Origin of the sequence: Mycobacterium ulcerans subsp. shinshuense (assembly GCF_002355775.1) — a bacterium.
In the GTDB taxonomy this organism is placed as follows: domain Bacteria; phylum Actinomycetota; class Actinomycetes; order Mycobacteriales; family Mycobacteriaceae; genus Mycobacterium; species Mycobacterium marinum.
In genome coordinates, this window is sequence record NZ_AP017624.1 from 360146 (window position 1) to 379232 (window position 19087).

The window sequence follows — 19087 nt, forward strand, 5'->3', positions numbered from 1 at the left end:
CGGCGCGACACGTGGATGCAGGTCGCGCGGGTACAGTCAGGCCATGACCGTTCTGTCCCGCGGCGCCCGGGTCCGGCGCGGCGGCCGCAGGCCGGGTTGGGTGCTATGGACGACGTTGCTGGTTCTGGCAATTGGAGCTAGTTCGGCACTGGTTTTCACCAATCGGGTGGAACTGCTCAAGCTCGCCGTGGTCCTCGCGCTGTGGGCCGCGTTCGCTGGTGCGTTTGTGTCCGTGCTCTATCGTCGCCAGGCCGAAGCGGATCAGGCGCGGGCGCGCGACATGAAGCTCGTCTACGACCTGCAACTGGATCGCGAGATCTCGGCCCGCCGCGAATACGAGCTGGCGGTGGAGTCGCAGTTGCGTCGCGAGCTCGCCGCCGAGTTGCGGGGCGCGGCCGCCGACGAGGTGGCAGCGTTGCGCGCCGAATTAGCTTCGCTGCGAACCAGTCTGGGAATCTTGTTCGATGCGGACCTAGAACAGCGCCCGGCGCTGGAGACGGTGGACAGGGAGTCGCGCACCGCCCGCGCTGTCGCCGATCGGCTCCAAAACGGCGAGAGTCCAGCCACCGACTGGCTGCCCAGTGACCGGATTGCCATGGCCCGTCGAGACGAAAATCTCAACCGCGCCGAGGAAGCGATCATCGATGTGCCGGAGGTAGGCGTGCCGCCTCTGGACGAGCGTGACGTGCAGCCGGGTAGGGGACCGTTTCTGCAGCCCCCGCCGCCCGCGCCTCCGGGCCCCGAACACCCCGCCGAATGGGTCGGGCCGCCCCAGGAGGCTGCGCCGGTTCAGCCTGACCTGCACTACGAGCCGCATCGTCGACCGCCGCCCGCGCCACCAGTACCCAATGCCGAACCCTCGCCTTGGCGACCGGTTGCCGCGGACGGACAGTGGTTGCCCCCCGGCGCTCCGGGCAGCCACTGGGTGGCCGAGGAGGCGGCTGGCGCCGAAACGCAGGACCGGTCTTCGGGTCGACGCCGCCGTGCCCGGCATTACGATTCCGACGAGGACCAAGGTGACATCGGTGAGTTCGACCGGGAATACGGCGGCAGACGGTCGCGATCTCGTCATTCCACCGACTACCGCGACTATGGGGTGGGCCGCCTGGGAGCGGGGCCGCCTCCAGGCCCCGGACCAGCCCAACCGCCACCAATGGCACCCGCTGCACCGCCGTGGCCGGGCCCCCAGCCCGCCGAGCCCGCGGCGCCCCGGTTGGCCCCGCCGCCCGCACCCGACCTTGCCTCCCGTCATCGCCGCCCGGAAGAAGAACGCCCCGATGTGGCGGGCTCGCATGACTCTGACTCGCAAAGCGGTGGTCAGTCCGTCGCTGACCTGATGGCACGGTTGCAGGTGCAGCCTTCCGGCGGCGGCCGGCGCCGGCGCCGTGACGGCTGAAATGGGTGTCGACCAACAAATCGACTACAGTCTTAGTGACCGTCCGGTACCCGGTCATCCACGGGACTGGAACGAACGAAGAAACCTGTGAGGTCGTCTGCGATGGTGCAGCTCGACGGTTTGCGCCCGGCCAGGCTCAAGGTGGGGATCATCTCGGCCGGCCGGGTAGGCACCGCCCTGGGGATCGCGCTAGAGCGCGCCGATCATGTCGTGGTGGCATGCAGCGCCATTTCGCACGCGTCGCTGCAGCGGGCGCAGCGCCGGTTGCCCGATACCCCGGTGCTGCCGCCGCCGGATGTCGCCGCATCGGCCGAGTTGCTGATGCTGGCCGTCACCGACAGTGAACTGGCGGGTCTGATATCGGGTCTGGCCGCCACGTCGGCGGTGCGGCCGGGCACCATCGTGGCGCACACATCCGGCGCCAACGGGATTGGCATCTTGGAGCCCCTGACTGCGCAGGGTTGCATACCGCTGGCCATTCATCCGGCGATGACCTTCACCGGCTCCGACGAAGACATCAATCGGCTGCCCGATACCTGCTTCGGAATCACCGCGGCTGACGACGTCGGGTATGCGATCGCCCAATCGCTGGTGCTGGAGATGGGCGGCGAACCGTTCTGCGTGCGCGAGGAAAGCCGCGTGCTCTACCACGCGGCCCTCGCACATGCGAGTAACCACCTCGTCACCGTGCTCGCCGATGCCCTCGAGGGCTTGCGCACCGCCTTGCGTGGACAAGAACTGCTCGGCCAGCAATGCGTCGACAACCAGCCCGGCGGTATCGCGGAACGCATCGTCGGACCGCTAGCCCGAGCGGCCCTGGAAAACACGCTGCAGCGGGGTCAGGCCGCGCTGACCGGGCCGGTCGCGCGCGGTGACGCCGCCGCGGTCGCCGGCCACCTGGCCGCGCTCACCGAAGCGGACCCGCAACTGGCGCAGGCGTATCGGGTGAACGCCCTGCGCACCGCCATGCGGGCCCATGCACCGGGGGATGTGGTGGAGGTCTTGACGCCATGAGAGCGAATGCCGGCCGGGCGCCCGTCTTCAAGCCGGGCGAACTCAACATCTACTCGGCGCCGCGTGACGTCGGCGAGGTCAGCCGGGCGCTGCGCCACACCGGCCGCCGGGTGATGTTGGTCCCCACGATGGGGGCCCTGCACGAGGGCCATCTGGCGCTGGTGCGGGCGGCCAAACGCACGCCCGGTGCGGTGGTCGTGGTGTCGATTTTCGTCAACCCGCTGCAGTTCGGTGCCGGCGAGGATCTGGACGCCTACCCACGAACCCTCGATCAGGATCTGGCGAAACTGCGGGCCGAAGGTGTGGAAATCGCGTTCACCCCGACCGCGGCGAGCATGTACCCCAACGGCCTACGCACCACCGTGCAACCCGGCCCACTGGCTGCCGAACTCGAAGGCGGTTCGCGACCAACCCATTTCGCCGGGGTGCTGACCGTGGTGCTCAAGCTGCTACAGATCGTGGCTCCCGACCGGGCGTTCTTCGGTGAGAAGGATTATCAGCAGCTGGTGCTCATCCGGCAGATGGTTGCCGACCTCAACGTCAACGTGCAGGTGATCGGCGTGCCGATCGTGCGTGAACACGACGGACTGGCGATGTCGTCGCGCAATCGCTATCTGGACCCGGCGCAACGGGAAGCGGCCATCGCGCTCTCGGCGGCGCTGACGGCCGGGGCACATGCGGCGACCGCCGATGTCCAGGCTGCGCTGGATGCGGCGCGCGGTGTGCTCGAGGCCGTCCCCGGGATCGTCGTCGACTATGTGGAACTGCGCGACGGCGAGCTCGGCCCGGTTTCCCCCAGCGGATCTGGCCGGTTGCTGGTCGCCGTCCGGTTCGGCGCCACCCGGCTGCTCGACAACGTGGCAATTGAGATCGAAAGTATCGCCGGCACCGACGGGCAGCCTGTCGGGCCGGACGGGCGTGTCCAATCACCTTGGAGGAATTGATGTTACGGACAATGTTGAAGTCGAAGATTCACCGCGCCACCGTCACGCAGGCCGACCTGCACTACGTCGGGTCGGTGACCATCGATGCCGACTTGATGGACGCCGCGGATCTGCTCGAAGGTGAACAGGTGACCATCGTCGACATCGATAACGGTGCTCGCTTGGTCACGTATGCGATCACCGGCGAACGCGGTAGTGGCGTAATCGGGATCAACGGTGCCGCGGCGCATCTCGTACACTGCGGCGATCTGGTGATCCTGATCGCCTACGGGACCATGCAGGATGCCGAGGCACGCGCCTACCAGCCGCGGATCGTGTTCGTCGACGCTGACAACAAGCAGATCGACGTGGGCCACGACCCGGCTTTTGTGCCCGCATTCGACATTCCCGGGGCGGAGGAGCTGTTGAATCCGCGGATCGGTGCGCGGTAACCGTGCTGCTGGCGATCGACGTCCGCAACACCCACACCGTTGTCGGTCTGCTATCGGGGGCCAAACAGCACGCAAAGGTCGTGCAGCAATGGCGGATACGGACCGAATCCGAAGTCACCGCCGATGAATTGGCACTGACGATCGACGGGTTGATCGGCGAGGATTCCGAGCGGCTCACCGGTGCGACCGGGTTGTCCACGGTCCCGTCGGTGTTGCATGAGGTGCGGATCATGCTGGAGCAGTATTGGCCGTCGGTCCCGCACGTGCTGATCGAACCTGGGGTACGCACCGGTATTCCGCTGCTGGTCGACAACCCCAAAGAAGTGGGTGCCGACCGGATCGTCAACTGCCTGGCGGCATATCAGCAGTTCGCAAAGGCGGCCATTGTCGTCGATTTCGGATCATCGATATGCGTGGACGTGGTGTCGGCCAAAGGCGAATTCCTGGGCGGGGCGATCGCACCCGGCGTTCAGGTTTCTTCGGATGCCGCCGCGGCCCGTTCGGCGGCACTTCGGCGCGTCGAGTTGGCCCGGCCGCGCTCGGTGGTGGGTAAGAACACGGTGGAATGCATGCAGGCTGGTGCGGTATTCGGTTTTGCCGGGCTGGTTGACGGCCTGGTGGCGCGGATTCGTGAGGACGTTAAGGGTTTTTCAGCCGACGACGATGTCGCGGTGGTGGCGACCGGGCACACCGCGCCGCTGCTGCTGCCCGAACTGCACAGCGTCGAACACTTCGACGAGCACCTGACCCTGCATGGATTACGGCTGGTCTTCGAGCGCAATCGGGAGGCTCAGCGCGGTCGGCTGAAGCCGGCGCGCTAGCCGCCACCCGGCGACCATGCGTCCCGGCCGATTCCGGTCGGGAGCAATCTTTAGGGCGGGTTTCGCGCGCCCGGTGCCCGCGCGATGAGTGCTCAGGCGAGTTCATTTAAGCTGGCACGTCGTGAGCTCCGCCGAGTCAGACATTCCCGAGCAGTTCCGAATCCGTCGGGACAAGCGTGCTCGGTTATTGGCAGAGGGGTATGACCCCTATCCGGTAGCCATCGAACGCACTCACACGTTGGCCGAGATTCGTGCCACCTATGCCGACCTACCGACAGATTCGGCGACCGAGGACATCGTCGGTGTCGCGGGTCGAGTGGTGTTCGCGCGTAACACCGGGAAACTGTGTTTTGCGACACTGCAGGACGGCGACGGCACCCAGCTGCAGGCGATGATCAGCCTCGACAAGGTGGGCCGCGAATCGCTGGACAGGTGGAAGGCCGACGTCGACATCGGTGACGTCGTCTACGTGCACGGCACCGTGATCAGCTCCCGTCGGGGTGAACTATCGGTGCTCGCCGATTCCTGGCGGATGGCTGCCAAGGCCTTGCGGCCGCTGCCGGTCGCACACAAGGAGATGAGCGAGGAGTCGCGGGTTCGTCAGCGCTACGTCGATTTGATCGTGCGTCCGCAGGCGCGGGAGGTCGCGCGACAGCGGATTGCGGTAATCCGTGCGGTGCGTAATGCGCTGGAGCGGCGCGGGTTTCTCGAAGTCGAAACGCCAATGTTGCAGACCTTGGCCGGCGGCGCTGCGGCGCGGCCGTTCGTCACCCAGTCCAATGCCCTCGATATCGATCTTTACCTGCGTATCGCGCCGGAACTGTTCCTCAAGCGTTGCATCGTGGGCGGTTTCGACAGGGTCTTTGAACTAAATCGGGTGTTCCGAAACGAAGGGTCTGATTCCACCCATTCCCCGGAATTCTCCATGCTGGAGACGTATCAGACCTATGGAACCTATGACGATTCGGCCCTGATCACCAGAGAGCTTATTCAAGAAGTTGCTGACGAGGCGATCGGAACCAGACAACTCTCGATGCCTGACGGCAGCGTGTACGACATCGACGGAGAATGGGCAACTATCGAGATGTATTCCTCCTTGTCGGAGGCACTGGGGGAACAGATCACGCCAGAGACGACGGTTGCTCGCTTACGTGACATCGCAAGCGGACTTGACGTAGAGATTGACAACAGTGTTTTTGGTCACGGCAAACTTGTCGAGGAACTCTGGGAACATGCTGTCGGCAACAAGTTGACGGCGCCCACATTTGTCAAGGATTTCCCAGTCGAGACAACGCCATTGACTCGTCAGCACCGCAGTATCCCCGGAGTAACCGAGAAGTGGGATCTCTACGTGCGCGGAGTCGAACTGGCTACCGGGTACTCGGAATTAAACGATCCCGTCGTCCAGCGGGACAGATTCGCTGATCAGGCCCGTGCGGCGGCCGCGGGTGACGACGAGGCGATGGAACTTGACGAAGATTTTCTGACGGCTCTGGAGTACGGGATGCCCCCGTGTACTGGAACTGGAATGGGCATCGATCGGTTGTTGATGTGTTTGACCGGACTGTCAATTAGGGAGACAGTTTTGTTCCCGATTGTTCGCCCTCACTCCAACTGAACTGCCGGTGGTTGTGTCTGGATTGAGAATTTTGCTTACTTATGGCACATTGGTGCGCGGGGAGACTATCCATCCTGTATTGCGACGCATAGGAAGAAACGCGAGGGTAAGCCAATGGCTAAGAAAGTTACCGTCACCTTGGTCGACGATTTCGACGGTGCCGGTGCTGCTGACGAAACGGTTGAATTCGGGCTTGACGGGGTGACCTACGAGATTGACCTTTCTTCCAAGAATGCCGCGAAACTGCGCGGTGATCTGAAGCAATGGGTTGCGGCGGGTCGGCGCGTCGGTGGCCGGCGACGTGGGCGTTCGGGATCCGGACGTGGCCGCGGCGCTATCGACCGCGAGCAAAGCGCGGCCATCCGGGAATGGGCACGCCGTAATGGGCACAATGTGTCGACCCGTGGCCGTATCCCGGCCGACGTCATCGACGCATTCCACGCTGCCGGTTCATAGCGATCTCGATCTATTACCGTCGCCCAGGCTAAGCCTAGGCGACGGTGCTATGTCATTTTCGCTCGTGGCGAAACCGATCTTCGGCCGACACGGGAAACACTTCGGCGGTTTTCCTCGTTAACGTGTTGCGGTTCTGTTGTAGCAGGAAGAAAACGAGGCCGGCGCGGCTTCTCGGGCGCCGGGTCTGGGTCACGGGTGTATCTGATTCGGGTGATTCGGGCCCCACACCGGAGTTGCAGCCGGGAACCGCACGGCACTGCAAGGTTGTTATGAAGCCTGGCAGGCCGACCATTACAGTGGACTGCAGGTACGCGGGGCCGAGCTGGACTGGTTCAGGACCGACCAAAGTACCGATGAGGGAGAGCAGGTAACCGCCGATGTTCGAACGTTTTACCGACCGTGCCCGCCGGGTCGTTGTCCTGGCGCAAGAAGAGGCCCGGATGCTGAACCACAACTACATCGGCACCGAGCACATTCTGCTGGGGCTAATCCATGAAGGCGAAGGCGTTGCGGCCAAGTCGCTGGAGTCGCTCGGGATCTCGCTGGAAGGTGTGCGCAGCCAGGTCGAAGAGATCATCGGCCAGGGCCAGCAGGCACCGTCCGGGCACATCCCGTTCACTCCGCGCGCCAAGAAGGTGCTCGAACTCAGCCTGCGCGAGGCGCTGCAGCTCGGCCACAACTACATCGGTACCGAGCACATCCTGCTCGGCCTGATTCGCGAGGGCGAGGGTGTGGCCGCCCAGGTGCTGGTCAAGCTGGGCGCCGAACTGACCCGGGTGCGCCAGCAGGTGATCCAGCTGCTGAGCGGCTACCAGGGCAAGGAGGCCGCCGAGGCAGGCACCGGCGGCCGGGGAGGGGAGTCCGGCTCTCCCTCCACGTCGCTGGTTCTCGACCAGTTCGGCCGCAACCTGACCGCGGCTGCCATGGAAGGCAAGCTGGACCCGGTCATCGGCCGCGAGAAGGAAATCGAGCGGGTCATGCAGGTGCTCTCCCGGCGCACCAAGAACAACCCGGTGCTCATCGGCGAGCCCGGCGTGGGCAAGACCGCTGTGGTCGAGGGCCTGGCGCAGGCCATCGTGCACGGCGAGGTGCCCGAGACGCTGAAGGACAAGCAGCTCTACACGCTGGACCTCGGCTCGCTGGTCGCGGGTTCGCGCTACCGTGGTGACTTCGAGGAACGCCTGAAGAAGGTGCTCAAGGAGACAAATACCCGCGGCGACATCATCCTGTTCATCGACGAGCTGCACACGCTGGTCGGGGCGGGTGCCGCCGAGGGCGCGATCGATGCCGCAAGCATCCTCAAGCCCAAGCTGGCTCGCGGCGAGCTGCAGACGATCGGTGCCACCACCCTCGACGAGTACCGCAAGTACATCGAGAAGGACGCCGCGCTGGAGCGCCGTTTCCAGCCGGTGCAGGTGGGGGAGCCGACGGTCGAGCACACCATCGAGATCCTCAAGGGCCTGCGGGACCGCTACGAGGCGCACCACCGCGTGTCGATCACCGATTCCGCGATGGTGGCCGCCGCGACGCTGGCCGACCGCTACATCAACGACCGGTTCCTGCCGGACAAGGCGATCGACCTGATCGACGAGGCGGGCGCCCGGATGCGGATCCGTCGCATGACCGCGCCGCCAGACCTGCGCGAGTTCGACGAGAAGATCGCCGACGCGCGCCGGGAGAAGGAATCGGCGATCGACGCCCAGGACTTCGAGAAGGCGGCGAGCCTGCGCGACCGGGAGAAGCAACTGGTGGCGCAGCGTGCCGAGCGTGAAAAGCAATGGCGTTCGGGCGATCTCGACGTGGTCGCCGAAGTCGATGACGAACAAATCGCCGAAGTGCTGGGCAACTGGACTGGCATCCCGGTGTTCAAGCTCACCGAGGCGGAAACCACCCGCCTGCTGCGGATGGAAGATGAGCTGCACAAGCGGATTATCGGCCAGGAAGACGCGGTCAAGGCGGTCTCCAAGGCGATCCGCCGCACCCGCGCCGGGCTGAAGGACCCGAAGCGCCCGTCGGGATCGTTCATCTTCGCCGGCCCGTCCGGTGTCGGTAAGACCGAGCTGTCCAAGGCGCTGGCCAACTTCTTGTTCGGTGACGACGACGCGCTCATCCAGATCGACATGGGCGAGTTCCACGACCGGTTCACCGCGTCCCGGCTCTTCGGTGCTCCGCCCGGATATGTCGGCTACGAAGAGGGCGGCCAGCTCACCGAGAAGGTGCGGCGCAAGCCGTTCAGCGTGGTGCTCTTCGATGAGATCGAGAAGGCACACCAGGAGATCTACAACAGTCTGTTGCAGGTCCTCGAGGACGGCCGGCTCACCGACGGCCAGGGCCGCACGGTCGACTTCAACAACACCGTGCTGATCTTCACGTCGAATCTGGGGACATCCGATATTTCCAAGCCCGTCGGCCTCGGGTTCAGCCAGACTGGCGGCGAGAACGACTACGAGCGGATGAAGCAGAAGGTCAACGACGAGCTCAAGAAGCACTTCCGGCCGGAGTTCCTCAACCGCATCGACGACATCATCGTCTTCCACCAGCTGACTCGCGACGAGATCATGCGGATGGTCGACCTGATGATCGGCCGCGTCGCCAACCAGCTCAAGAGCAAGGACATGGCGCTCGAGCTGACCGACAAGGCAAAGTCGCTGCTGGCCAAGCGCGGTTTCGACCCGGTCTTGGGTGCTCGTCCGCTGCGGCGAACCATTCAGCGTGAGATCGAGGACCAGCTCTCGGAGAAGATCCTCTTTGAGGAGGTCGGTCCGGGACAGGTCGTCACCGTCGACGTCGACAACTGGGACGGCGAGGGCGCCGGTGAGGACGCGAAATTTACGTTCACCGGTACCCGCAAGCCGCCGAGTGAGCCGGACCTGGCAAAGGCCGGAGCACACAGCGCCGGGGGACCTGGGCCCACCGAGCAGTAACCGAACACTCTGAAAACATGTGACGGGCTTGCCCCTGGCAGGCCCGTCACATGTTAAGCGGACGTTGCGAGCTGCTTCCGATTTCCTGAAAGTTCGTTGAAGCTCCGCATGTCGCGGCGGGACATGCCGATACGTTTCTATTGATCTATCCGGCAGTGATCAGGCCGATGCTGGGTTGCGTCATGTGCCGAGGAGGCGAGCCATGCCGCTAGTTTTTGCCACACCGGAGATCATCGCGGCCGCAGCAACGGACTTGGCGCAGATTGGGTCGGCGATCAGCGGGGCCAACACCCCGGCGGCGGCTCCGACCACCGAAGTGCTTGCCGCCGGTGCCGATGAGGTCTCGACGGTCGTTGCGTCCCTGTTCTCCCGCTACGCCCAGGCTTATCAGGTGCTGGGCGCCGACATGGCGGCCATTCATGACCAGTTCGTGCAGGCCTTGAACGCCGGCGCAAATTGGTGCCGGTGTGGAGTCGGCCAACAGTTCGACGCTACAAACCGTGCAGCAGGACGTGTTGGGGTTGATCAACGCACCCACGCAGGCCCTGCTGGGGCGAGGGCTGATCGGCGACGGTGCCGCGGGAACCGCATCGCACCCCGATGGGTATGACGGGGGGTTCTTGTACGGCAGCGGCGGTAGCGGCTACAACAGCGCCACCTCCGGAGTGGGCGGCGGTGCCGGCGGGGCCGCGGGCCTGATCGGCAATGGCGGTGCCGGAGGGGCGGGCGGAGCCGCGGCGGCCGGCGGGTCCGGCGGTCAAGGCGGCTGGCTGTACGGCAACGGCGGCGTTGGCGGGGCCGGCGGGGCCGCCAGCACGGCCGGCGGTAGCGGCGGTCTGGGCGGCGCCGGCGGCAACGCCGGGCTCTGGGGCAACGGCGGTGCCGGCGGTGCGGGCGGGGACGGCACGGCCGGCGCGGCCGGTGTCAACCCCACGACCATGCCGGCCGGCAACGGAACCCCAGGTCTTACCGGACGTGACACCGGCGGTCCTGGCGGTCCCGGCGCCGACGGCACCGAGTACGGGCAGACCGGCGGCACCGGCGGTACCGGCGGCTACGGCCGTGTGGAGGGGGGCGACGGCGGCGTAGGCGGGGTCGGTGGGCAGGGCGCTCCAGGCGGCGTCGGGGGTAGCGGCGGCGCCGGGGGTGGTGGAGGCCATGGCGGGCTACTCGTCGGCAACGGTGGCGGCGGCGGTGCCGGGGGCATCGGCGGCGGCGGTGGCACCGGTGCGGTCGGCGGTACCGGCGGCGCCGGCGGTGCCGGCGGAGACTCGGAATTTGCCGGCGGCAATGGCAATACCGGTGGCGACGGCGGCACTGGCGGGACCGGCGGAGCCGGCGGCGATGGCGGCAACGGTGGTGCGGGCGGCGCGGGAGGTCTGCTAGGGCACTCGGGTAACCCCGGGCTTGGCGGCGAGGGCGGTACCGGTGGCGGTGGTGGCGACGGCGGTCATTGGGGCGACGGTGGGGGCCCCGGAAGTGGATCGCGCAGGGGCATGTCTGGATCCCATGGCAGTTACGGACAACCCGGGGGTTCAGGCGCGGACGGGGCGCACGGCCAGCCGGGCTGATTTTGTCGATCGACCCCTGGGAACTACCGGTTTACACTGGCCGGTGTTGTTTCATTGTTGTTGATGGGCGACGGAATCTGGTGAAATTCCAGAACGGTCGCGCCACTGTCTAGTCAGACCCGGCGCCCGTCATCGGCTACCCAAGTGGGGCGCGAGATCCCCAGAAGGAGTTGACCGTGGCGAACTCTCAGGCCGCCCAGGCCGGTTCGGTTGACCTATCGGCGGCAAGCGCAGCGCTGTGGCTGGCCGCCACGGCTGTCCTGGCGCTGTTGGCGATCTATTTCGTCGGCATCGATCAAGGGGCGGTATCGCTGGTGGGCGGCGATACCCACGTTCATGAGTTCTTCCACGACGCCAGGCATTTGCTCGGCTTCCCGTGCCACTGAGCCGGGCGGCTAACGTGGAGCGGTGGCTGATCGCGCGAGGTCTGCTGGCGGGCGCGGTGGGTGCCGTGTTGGCGTTCGTGTTCGCCCGGCTGTTCGCCGAACCCATCATCGGCCGGGCTGTCGAATTCGAAGACGCCCGCACCGAAGCTGCGCACGCTCACGGGGTGCACGAGCACGGTTCGGAATTGTTCAGCCGCGGCGTGCAGGCCAACGCTGGATTGGGTTTCGGAGTCCTGATTTTCGGCCTCGCGGTGGGAGCCCTTTTCGCCGTTGTGTTTTGTCTGGTGTACGGACGCGCGGGAAACCCGTCGGCAAGCCCCGCACCGCGGGTGCTTTCGATTCGGCTAGCGGCGCTGGCCTTCACCGTGGTGTATCTGGTCCCGTTCGTGAAGTATCCGCCCAACCCGCCGGCGGTCGGTCAAGCGGACACCATCGGTGCACGCACCCTGTGGTACCTGGTCATGGTGGTGGCGTCGGTGATGTTGTCAATCGTGGCCGTCTATCTGGTGCGGTGGCTCTCGATGCGGATGGACATGTTCAATGCCGGGTTGCTTGCGGCCGGTGCGTACCTGGTTGCGGTTACGGTGGTCATGGCGATCCTGCCGACTGTTGCCGAGATACCCCAGGGCTTTCCCGCCGATGTCCTCTACGAGTTCAGGTTGGTCTCGCTGGGAACCCAACTGGTGTTGTGGGCATCCATCGGACTGGTCTTCTCGGTGCTGGTAGGGCGAGGGCTGGACGAGCGAGCCGATAGCGGACGGGTGCAAAGCGCCGCGGCGTGACTGTTCGATGACCGATGTCACGCGGTTGATCCTGGTGTCGCATGGGATGACCGACGCGATGGCCGTCGGCCGCTTTCCCGACGACGAGCCGCTCGACCACACTGGTCGCCGATGGGCGGCGCCATTGGAGAGCAACCGCGACTCGCGGCAATACGCCGGGCCCGAGCGGCGTTGCTGTCAAAGCGCGGAGCTGCTGGGACTGCGAGCGGTCACCGAGCCGCGGCTGGCCGATCTGGATTGTGGGCATTGGCGCGGTTCGAGGCTGGCCGACATTGCGCCCGCTGACCTTACGGCGTGGCTGAGTGATCCCGGGCAAGCGCCGCACGGCGGTGAGTCGATTCTCGACTTGATTGATCGGGTCGCCGGATGGTTGGCGTCGTTACAAGGAAATACGGTCGCGGTGACCCATCCCGCCGTAATCAGGGCAGCAATTCTAGTTGCCCTCGACGGCTGCCCGAAGTCGTTCTGGCGCATCGATGTTGCACCGTTAAGTCGGATAGCGCTGCATTACCGCGATCGGCGCTGGACACTGCGCCTTTAGCGGGTTGGAAAGTCCCCGATCTACCCGCCCTGCGCAATTGGCCACTCCAACAATCGGTTCGGAGCTGTGGCTGCGGTTGCGCGGCCGGATTTCGTGCGTCGCGACCATCCAAGGTTGGTTGGAAAGCGCGGGTGAATAGACCGTGGTAGCTTATCGACACTGTTGTAAATTTTAGGCTTGTTAATGGGCCGATTGGGCCCCTTCTGAGATCAATCCAGGAGGGCGGTGGCGATGTCGCAAATGGCGCGTCCGGTTCGGGCTTCGACAATTCCCGCGCGGATTACGTTATTGCTGAACGATATTCGACTGCTTATTGAACCGGAGCAGCGAGCTGTGATCGATAATCTCTCGCCTGAGCTGCGGCTTTGCGCAGGGTTTCATATCGGCTGGTGGGAACCCGATGGGCGCGATAGTTCGGTGCGCCATGGCAAGGCTGTTCGGCCGGCCCTGTCGATTACCTGCGTGCGCGCAGCTGGCGGGGCAATGGATGCCGCGATTCCAGCTGCGGTAGCGGTCGAGTTGGTGCACGATTGTTCGTTGCTGCACGACGACATCATGGATGGTGACGTAACTCGGCGGCATCGCCCGGCGGCGTGGGTGGTCTACGGCGTACCGATGGCGATACTCACCGGTGACGCGCTGCTGGTGCTGGCGTTGGACTTGGTTCACGAGGGGGCCTCGGGCTCGGCGTTACGCAAAGCGGCACTGGAGTTGTGCGCCGGCCAATCCGCCGACCTCGCCTTCGAGCAACGCACCAAAGTCTGGTTGCCCGAATGTCTTCAAATGGCACAACAGAAGACGGGCGCTCTGTTCGGCGTGGCGTGTCAATTGGGTGCGCTTGCGGCCGGCGGCGACAGTCTTGTTGCCGACCAGTACGCGCAGTTCGGTCGCCACTTGGGACTCTCTTTTCAGCTGGTCGACGACATTCTCGGAATCTGGGGCAGTGAATCGGTTACCGGCAAACCCGTGTTCTCCGATCTGCAGTCGAGAAAAAAGTCGTTGCCGGTGGTAGCCGCGCTGTCCTCTGGTACGGCGGCGGGCGCCAAGCTGGAAACCCTGCTTGGCGGCACTGAGGCCCTCAGCGATCATGAGCTGTCCTACGCCGCTGACTTGATTGAGGATGCGGGTGGCCGGGCTTGGGCGGAGGGCGAGGCGCTGCGGCATCGCGGCCTGGCTCTTGACGCTCTGGCTGCCGCCGAACCAGAGCCGACCGCGGCGGAGGATTTGCTGGCCCTGGCTGAGCTGATGACCGTGCGGGCGGCGTGATGCCCCGAGCGTGCGGCCGTTTCGCGGGGCTGTCCCCGACGAAGTGTCCGGGATTCGGGTATCCATGAACCGCGGCAATGTTCGTCCGAAGTTGGTACTGGGTGTCATCGTTTTGGGCAGCTTCATCGCATCTATCGATTTGACCATCGTCAATGTCGCGCTGCCCACGTTGTCTCGTGCGTTGCAGGCCAGCAACGCCGAACTGCAGTGGATCGTCGATTCATATGCGATTGCTGCGGCCGGATTGCTCTTGGCGGCAGGCAATCTAGGCGATCGCTATGGCAGGCGCGGCTGGCTCACAATCGGCCTTGTCATTGTCGGCGCCTCGTCTGCGGTGGCCGCCAGTGCCGGCTCGGCGCAAGCGGTCATCGGGGCACGCGCGGTGATGGGGGTCGGTGCCGCGATCATCTTTCCGACATCGCTGGCGCTGGTCACAAATGTATTCGTTGATTCGACGCACCGTGCCAGAGCAATTGGAGTCTGGTCGGCGGTCACTGGCATCGCGGTGGTTATTGGGCCGATTCTGGGCGGATGGCTGATAGAGCACTTCTCGGTGGGCTCGATCTTTTGGGTAAATGTACCGATCGCGGTCGTCGCCATAGTCAGCGTAAATATGTTTGTACCAACTTCGCGCAACCCCGATCGCCCACCACTTGACCTGCCGGGTCTGCTCGTATCGACCGTCGGCGTCACCGTCTTGACCTACACGCTCATCGAGACGCCCAACATCGGCTGGGCCAGTGCGAGAACCGCTGCGGGCTTTGCGCTCGCGGTCGTCTTGCTCGCGGTGTTCCTCTGGTTGGAGCGAAGAACGTGGCACCCAATTCTTGATCTGTCGATCTTCGCGAACCGCCGGTTCTCCGGAGGGACCGCGGCTGTCACAACCGCCTATCTGGTGATGTGCGGCTTCATCTTCGTTGCCACGCAGTACCTCCAATTTGTGGCTGCCTACCGCGCGTTCGATACGGGAATGCGGCTGGTGCCGCTTGCGTTCTCCTATGCGGGCCTCAGTGTCATCGCTCCGCGCATTGTCGAACGGGTGGGTACCACCGCAGTGGTCACCAGTGGCCTTGTGATGGTGGCGGTTTCCGTGGCCTGCGCGGGTGGCTTCGACGCCGGCACGCCGTATTGGCTGATCGCGGCGGTGATGGCCGCGCTCGGCAGCGGACTGGGCCTCACCATGGCCCCGGCCAGTGAGGCGATCATGGGTTCATTGAGCCCGACCGCCGCCGGTGTCGGGTCGGCGGTGACCGGGGTGGCTCGCCAACTCGGGGCATGCCTGGGAGTGGCCATCGTGGGCAGCGTCTTCGCATCGGTCTACCTGAGGTCGATGAGCAGTAATGCGGCGTTACATGGCCTCGATCCGGTGGCGCGTGCCGCGATGCGGCAGTCGATGGCGGCAGCCAAGCAGGTGCTCGACCAACTCCCCGCCGGGGAGGCGCCAGCCATCCGGCATGCCGTCGAATCGGCATTCCTGGAAAGCTTTGGCGTCGGTTGTCTGGCGTGTGCGGTTTTCGCCGCGGTCGGCGCGGTCGTGGTCGCATTCCTGTTGCCCGCGCGCGGTGAGGTCCGCGACGACGTTGCGGTGTCGGTGGCGGCCTCGGCCATCGGGCCAGCTGAAGGAGGCAAATGACCCACGAGCGAGACCCGCATGAGAATTCGGGCACTGGTCGGAGCCGGCGGGTCCTGGTGATAATCCCGACGTACAACGAGCGGGAGAACCTGCCCCTGATCCACCGGCGCGTCAAGGATGCCTGCCCAGACGTGCATGTTCTTGTCGTTGATGACGAAAATCCGGATGGCACTGGCCAACTCGCTGACGAGCTGGCCGCCGCCGACCCCGGCTGCACATACGTGTTGCACCGCAACGTCAAGGACGGTCTGGCCGCGGCCTACCTGCAGGGTTTCGTCTGGGGTATGCAGCGCAATTACTCGGTGCTAGTCGAGATGGAAGCCGATGGTAACCACGCTCCCGAACAGCTGCACCGACTGTTGGAGGCTGTTGAGGCGGGCGCCGATCTGGCCATCGGGTCCCGATATGTGCGCGGCGGGACGGTACGCAGCTGGCCACGGCGACGGCGCGTGTTGTCCAAGGCGGCCAATACGTACTCGCGGTTGATACTGGGCGTCGGTGTCTATGACATCACCGGTGGTTATCGGGCCTATCGCCGCGAGGTGCTCGAGGCACTCGACCTCGACACTCTCGAATCCAGGGGCTATTGCTTCCAAGTTGAAATGACTTGGCGCAGCCTCAATGCCGGCTTCGCCGTGGTGGAGGTGCCGATTACCTTCACCGAGCGGGAGGTCGGTGCCTCAGGGATGAGCGGATCCAACATCGGCGAGGGAATAGTCCAGGTCGCCCGATGGGGCGTCAAAGACCGACTGCGGGGTCTGCGAACCGCCCGAATTTCGCTTGCCGCCCAACGGTTCGCAGCCGCGGTATGGACCGCTATTCGGGAGCGACGAGCGCGAAGACCTGCTTGGCGACCTGCAGCATCCATCCGGTCACATTCGGTCCATGGTCACGCGGCCAGTTCAGCTGGAAGCTCACCACCCACGGTTGCCCGGTCTTGTCCTCCGCATACCAGCTGAAGGTCAAGTCTCCCGGCAGACCACCGGCTTTCGCGCCGATGTAGGGCCAGTAGTTGCGGTCTAGCGCAATGCCCGCGACGGCGGACAGGATCTTTCGCACCGGTGCGGCGGGACCGACCGCATCGGCCTGCAGTGCCAGGTGGACCCGGCAGATGTCCTCGGCGCTGCCATACCATTCGGCACCGTAGTTTGAGGCCGGGGTGTGGGCACGAGTCGGATCGGGGCGGTACGGAGTCGAATCGGCCTGTTCGAGTAATGCCGCTCGCTGTTGCGCAGACGCCTGCTTCCATTGCTCCCGCAGATCGGGTTGACCCCAACCCACCGAGAACAGCTCATACATGGTGGGGAAAGGAGTCATGCTGGCCGGATCGTGATGGCCGGCGGTGGCCAGCGCCTGCTCGATGGCGTGCTTGCCCAGCCGCCCGATCAGCAAGTCGGTGGCCATGTTGTCGCTATTGGCGATCATTTTCTCGGCCGCCCGGCGTACCGAAACATGGTCGCCGGGAGATAATTCCAGGCCAGAGGAGCCGACGGCCTTGCTCTTGGCGGTAACGGTCAGCTGGTCGTCCCAGGATGCGGTGCCGCTCTTGATTGCATCCGCCAGGGCATGCAGCACGTACAACTTGAAAATCGATGCCAGGGGTAGAGGTTGGTTGGTGTTGGTGCCCGCGACTCGAGTGCACTGTCCCTTTTCGACCTTGGACACCTGGTGGGAGTATCGGGCGCCGGTCTTGCTCAATACGGCATCGACGTCGCGCCAGGCGGTGATTGTCGGTGGGGGAAGCGTCTCGAGTTCGAACCGGTCCACCCAGCCGCCGTCATCGGTGTGCAGGCGGATGTCCTGTCGCGCGCCGTAGGAGGAGGTCAGGTGTAGCGTTGCCGCGCTGGCGCTGATGTCCACACTGTCGAGGGCGAACGGCCGGTCCCACCAGAGTCCCTCCATGGTGGCTTCGACCGAGTCGACCTTGCTGGGCGCGGCCAGCGTGGCCACTCCGGCCGGGCCGATCGGCCAGTCCGAATTGAGCATGTCCATGGTCTGCTGGGCGCGCAGACCCGGTGGAGTCACGGTGTCGATCCGGCGCTGCGGGTTGGCCGCGTTGGCCGATGGGGTTGGCGAGGACGAGCACCCAGGTGTCAGCGTCAGCACCAGCGCCGCGGCGGCGGTGAGCACCGTCGCGCGGCGCAGCCGGTTGCGGCGCCGGCTAGTCAGCCGGCGTGTTCCCTGCAACGTCGAGCACAACCTCGAATTCCAATAGCGAGGCGCCGGTTGACACGGGATTGGCCCGTTCGCCGGCATGAGCTTCTTTGGCGGGCCCGTTCGCCCAAGCCTAGAACGCTTCATCAGACTCCCAGTGTGTCACCACGAAGTAGCGGTCTTCACCCTTGACTGGACGCAGTAATTGAAAGCCGAGAAAGCCCGGAGAGTTATCCACCGCGTGCGCGCGGTGGGCGAAGCGCTTTTCCAGTTCGGGGCCAGCGCCGGCCGGCACCGAGATTGCATTGATCTTCACCACTGGCATTCGGCTAGGTTACCGCGCCTGGCTCAAGCGTCGGCACGCCGCGCAAGATAGGTCTATGCCCACCGATCTGTTGACCTATCACGGCGGAGAGGGAGAGCCGTTGGTCCTGGTGCACGGGCTGATGGGCCGGGGCAGCACTTGGTCGCGTCAGCTGCCGTGGCTGACTCGCCTCGGTGCCGTGTATACCTACGACGCGCCCTGGCACCGCGGCCGCGACGTCGACGATCCGTATCCGATCAGCACCGAACGTTTCGTGGCCGACCTGGGTGAGGCGGTGGCCGAGCTGGGCGGGCCGGCCAGGCTGGTCGGACATTCGATGGGTGCCCTGCATTCGTGGTGTTTGGCCGCTGAGCGTCCCGGGCTGGTGTCGGCGTTGGTGGTCGAGGACATGGCGCCGGATTTCGTCGGCCGCACCACCGGCCCGTGGGAGCCGTGGTTGCACGCACTTCCCGTTGAATTCGATTCGGCCGATCAGGTATTCGCGGAATTCGGGCCGCTTGCCGGGCAGTACTTTCTGGAAGCCTTCGACCGCACGGCCACGGGGTGGCGCCTGCATGGGCACACCTCGCGGTGGATCCAGATCGCCGCTGAATGGGGTACGCGCGGCTACTGGGCACAATGGCGGGCGGTGCGGCAGCCGGCGCTTCTGATCGAGGCCGGAAACTCCGTGACGCCGCCGGGCCAGATGCTTGCGATGGCCGAAGTCGACCGGTCAACTAAATATCTGCATGTTCCCGAGGCTGGACATCTGGTCCACGACGAGGCGCAGCTGGCGTATCGGCAGGCTGTCGAGGCGTTCCTGGCCGCCGAGCGCGTTCGGTAACG

General features: G+C 65.1%; 16 protein-coding genes and 3 pseudogenes. 16 read left to right on the top strand and 3 right to left on the bottom strand.

Translation table 11 applies throughout. The features are described 5' to 3' along the window. Positions 1-43: 43 nt before the first annotated feature. The 8 genes from SHTP_RS01685 to clpC1 all read left to right on the top strand — a co-directional run bounded on the left by SHTP_RS01685 (position 44) and on the right by clpC1 (position 9604). A complete protein-coding gene (locus SHTP_RS01685) occupies positions 44-1396 on the top strand; it encodes a DUF6779 domain-containing protein (RefSeq protein ID WP_096369583.1) in 1353 nt (450 codons plus the stop codon). Between the two features lie 102 nt (positions 1397-1498). Continuing rightward, entirely contained in the window at positions 1499-2410 is a 912-nt protein-coding gene (locus SHTP_RS01690; RefSeq protein ID WP_096369584.1) for a Rossmann-like and DUF2520 domain-containing protein, read from the top strand. Further along, positions 2407-3354 (top strand): pantoate--beta-alanine ligase, encoded by a 948-nt coding sequence (panC, locus tag SHTP_RS01695; protein ID WP_096369585.1) that lies wholly within the window; start codon positions 2407-2409, stop codon positions 3352-3354. Before SHTP_RS01690 ends, panC begins: the two co-directional genes overlap by 4 nt. Continuing rightward, positions 3354-3785, top strand: a complete 432-nt coding sequence (panD, locus tag SHTP_RS01700) for an aspartate 1-decarboxylase (protein WP_096369586.1) — start codon at positions 3354-3356, stop codon at positions 3783-3785. The genes panC and panD overlap by 1 nt, the downstream gene beginning before the upstream one ends. 2 nt (positions 3786-3787) lie before the next feature. Then, on the top strand, positions 3788-4606 hold the full coding sequence (locus tag SHTP_RS01705) for a type III pantothenate kinase (protein WP_012396623.1): 819 nt from the start codon (positions 3788-3790) through the stop codon (positions 4604-4606). 121 nt (positions 4607-4727) lie between these two features. Beyond that, positions 4728-6224, top strand: coding sequence for a lysine--tRNA ligase (gene lysS, locus SHTP_RS01710; protein ID WP_096369587.1), 1497 nt, complete (start codon positions 4728-4730; stop codon positions 6222-6224). 114 nt (positions 6225-6338) lie between these two features. Then, a complete protein-coding gene (gene lsr2, locus SHTP_RS01715; protein WP_011741818.1) occupies positions 6339-6680 on the top strand; it encodes a histone-like nucleoid-structuring protein Lsr2 in 342 nt (113 codons plus the stop codon). A gap of 377 nt (positions 6681-7057) precedes the next feature. Continuing rightward, complete coding sequence (gene clpC1 / locus SHTP_RS01720; protein ID WP_096369588.1) at positions 7058-9604, top strand: ATP-dependent protease ATP-binding subunit ClpC; 2547 nt, start codon at positions 7058-7060, stop codon at positions 9602-9604. 180 nt (positions 9605-9784) lie between these two features. Here the strand turns inward: clpC1 and SHTP_RS29600 are convergent, their stop codons facing one another. Beyond that, positions 9785-9916, bottom strand: coding sequence for a hypothetical protein (locus SHTP_RS29600; RefSeq protein ID WP_265338872.1), 132 nt, complete (start codon positions 9914-9916; stop codon positions 9785-9787). Between SHTP_RS29600 and SHTP_RS01725 the strand changes: the two are divergent. The 7 genes and pseudogenes from SHTP_RS01725 to SHTP_RS01755 form a co-directional block, all read left to right on the top strand. After that, positions 9858-11175, top strand: a pseudogene (locus tag SHTP_RS01725) (PE family protein). The gene SHTP_RS29600 and the pseudogene SHTP_RS01725 overlap by 59 nt on opposite strands. A 176-nt stretch (positions 11176-11351) precedes the next feature. Then, the gene (locus SHTP_RS01730) at positions 11352-11561 is read left to right on the top strand and encodes a CbtB domain-containing protein (protein WP_012396619.1); all 210 of its coding nucleotides are present in this window, start codon (positions 11352-11354) and stop codon (positions 11559-11561) included. Positions 11562-11575: 14 nt separating this feature from the next. Then, positions 11576-12343, top strand: coding sequence for a CbtA family protein (locus tag SHTP_RS01735; RefSeq protein WP_096372267.1), 768 nt, complete (start codon positions 11576-11578; stop codon positions 12341-12343). 7 nt (positions 12344-12350) lie between these two features. After that, on the top strand, positions 12351-12884 hold the full coding sequence (locus SHTP_RS01740; RefSeq protein ID WP_096369589.1) for a histidine phosphatase family protein: 534 nt from the start codon (positions 12351-12353) through the stop codon (positions 12882-12884). 231 nt (positions 12885-13115) lie between these two features. Next, positions 13116-14150, top strand: coding sequence for a polyprenyl synthetase family protein (locus tag SHTP_RS01745; RefSeq protein WP_231991690.1), 1035 nt, complete (start codon positions 13116-13118; stop codon positions 14148-14150). 64 nt (positions 14151-14214) lie between these two features. After that, the gene (locus SHTP_RS01750) at positions 14215-15783 is read left to right on the top strand and encodes a DHA2 family efflux MFS transporter permease subunit (protein WP_096369591.1); all 1569 of its coding nucleotides are present in this window, start codon (positions 14215-14217) and stop codon (positions 15781-15783) included. 38 nt (positions 15784-15821) lie between these two features. After that, positions 15822-16535, top strand: a pseudogene (locus SHTP_RS01755) (polyprenol monophosphomannose synthase); the annotation flags it as partial. 64 nt (positions 16536-16599) lie between these two features. Here the strand turns inward: SHTP_RS01755 and SHTP_RS28290 are convergent. Both SHTP_RS28290 and mhuD read right to left on the bottom strand, forming a co-directional pair. Further along, positions 16600-17970 carry a serine hydrolase gene (locus SHTP_RS28290; RefSeq protein ID WP_157756259.1) on the bottom strand — a complete coding sequence of 457 codons (1371 nt, stop codon included), beginning with the start codon at positions 17968-17970 and terminating at the stop codon, positions 16600-16602. After that, a pseudogene (gene mhuD / locus SHTP_RS01765) lies at positions 17945-18262 on the bottom strand (mycobilin-forming heme oxygenase MhuD). Before mhuD ends, SHTP_RS28290 begins: the two are co-directional and overlap by 26 nt. Before the next feature lie 55 nt (positions 18263-18317). Here mhuD and SHTP_RS01770 point away from each other — a divergent pair. Beyond that, on the top strand, positions 18318-19085 hold the full coding sequence (locus tag SHTP_RS01770; protein WP_096369594.1) for an alpha/beta fold hydrolase: 768 nt from the start codon (positions 18318-18320) through the stop codon (positions 19083-19085). The last annotated feature ends 2 nt before the right edge of the window (positions 19086-19087 follow it).

What these genes read in the sequence shown, in the direction of transcription:
- SHTP_RS01685 (WP_096369583.1), top strand. Translation starts at nt 44, where the DNA reads ATGACCGTTCTGTCCCGCGGCGCCCGGGTCCGGCGCGGCGGCCGCAGG.
- SHTP_RS01690 (WP_096369584.1), top strand. Translation starts at nt 1,499, where the DNA reads ATGGTGCAGCTCGACGGTTTGCGCCCGGCCAGGCTCAAGGTGGGGATC.
- panC (WP_096369585.1), top strand. Translation starts at nt 2,407, where the DNA reads ATGAGAGCGAATGCCGGCCGGGCGCCCGTCTTCAAGCCGGGCGAACTC.
- panD (WP_096369586.1), top strand. Translation starts at nt 3,354, where the DNA reads ATGTTACGGACAATGTTGAAGTCGAAGATTCACCGCGCCACCGTCACG.
- lsr2 (WP_011741818.1), top strand. Translation starts at nt 6,339, where the DNA reads ATGGCTAAGAAAGTTACCGTCACCTTGGTCGACGATTTCGACGGTGCC.
- clpC1 (WP_096369588.1), top strand. Translation starts at nt 7,058, where the DNA reads ATGTTCGAACGTTTTACCGACCGTGCCCGCCGGGTCGTTGTCCTGGCG.
- SHTP_RS01740 (WP_096369589.1), top strand. Translation starts at nt 12,351, where the DNA reads ATGACCGATGTCACGCGGTTGATCCTGGTGTCGCATGGGATGACCGAC.
- SHTP_RS01745 (WP_231991690.1), top strand. Translation starts at nt 13,116, where the DNA reads ATGTCGCAAATGGCGCGTCCGGTTCGGGCTTCGACAATTCCCGCGCGG.
- SHTP_RS01750 (WP_096369591.1), top strand. Translation starts at nt 14,215, where the DNA reads ATGAACCGCGGCAATGTTCGTCCGAAGTTGGTACTGGGTGTCATCGTT.
- SHTP_RS01770 (WP_096369594.1), top strand. Translation starts at nt 18,318, where the DNA reads ATGCCCACCGATCTGTTGACCTATCACGGCGGAGAGGGAGAGCCGTTG.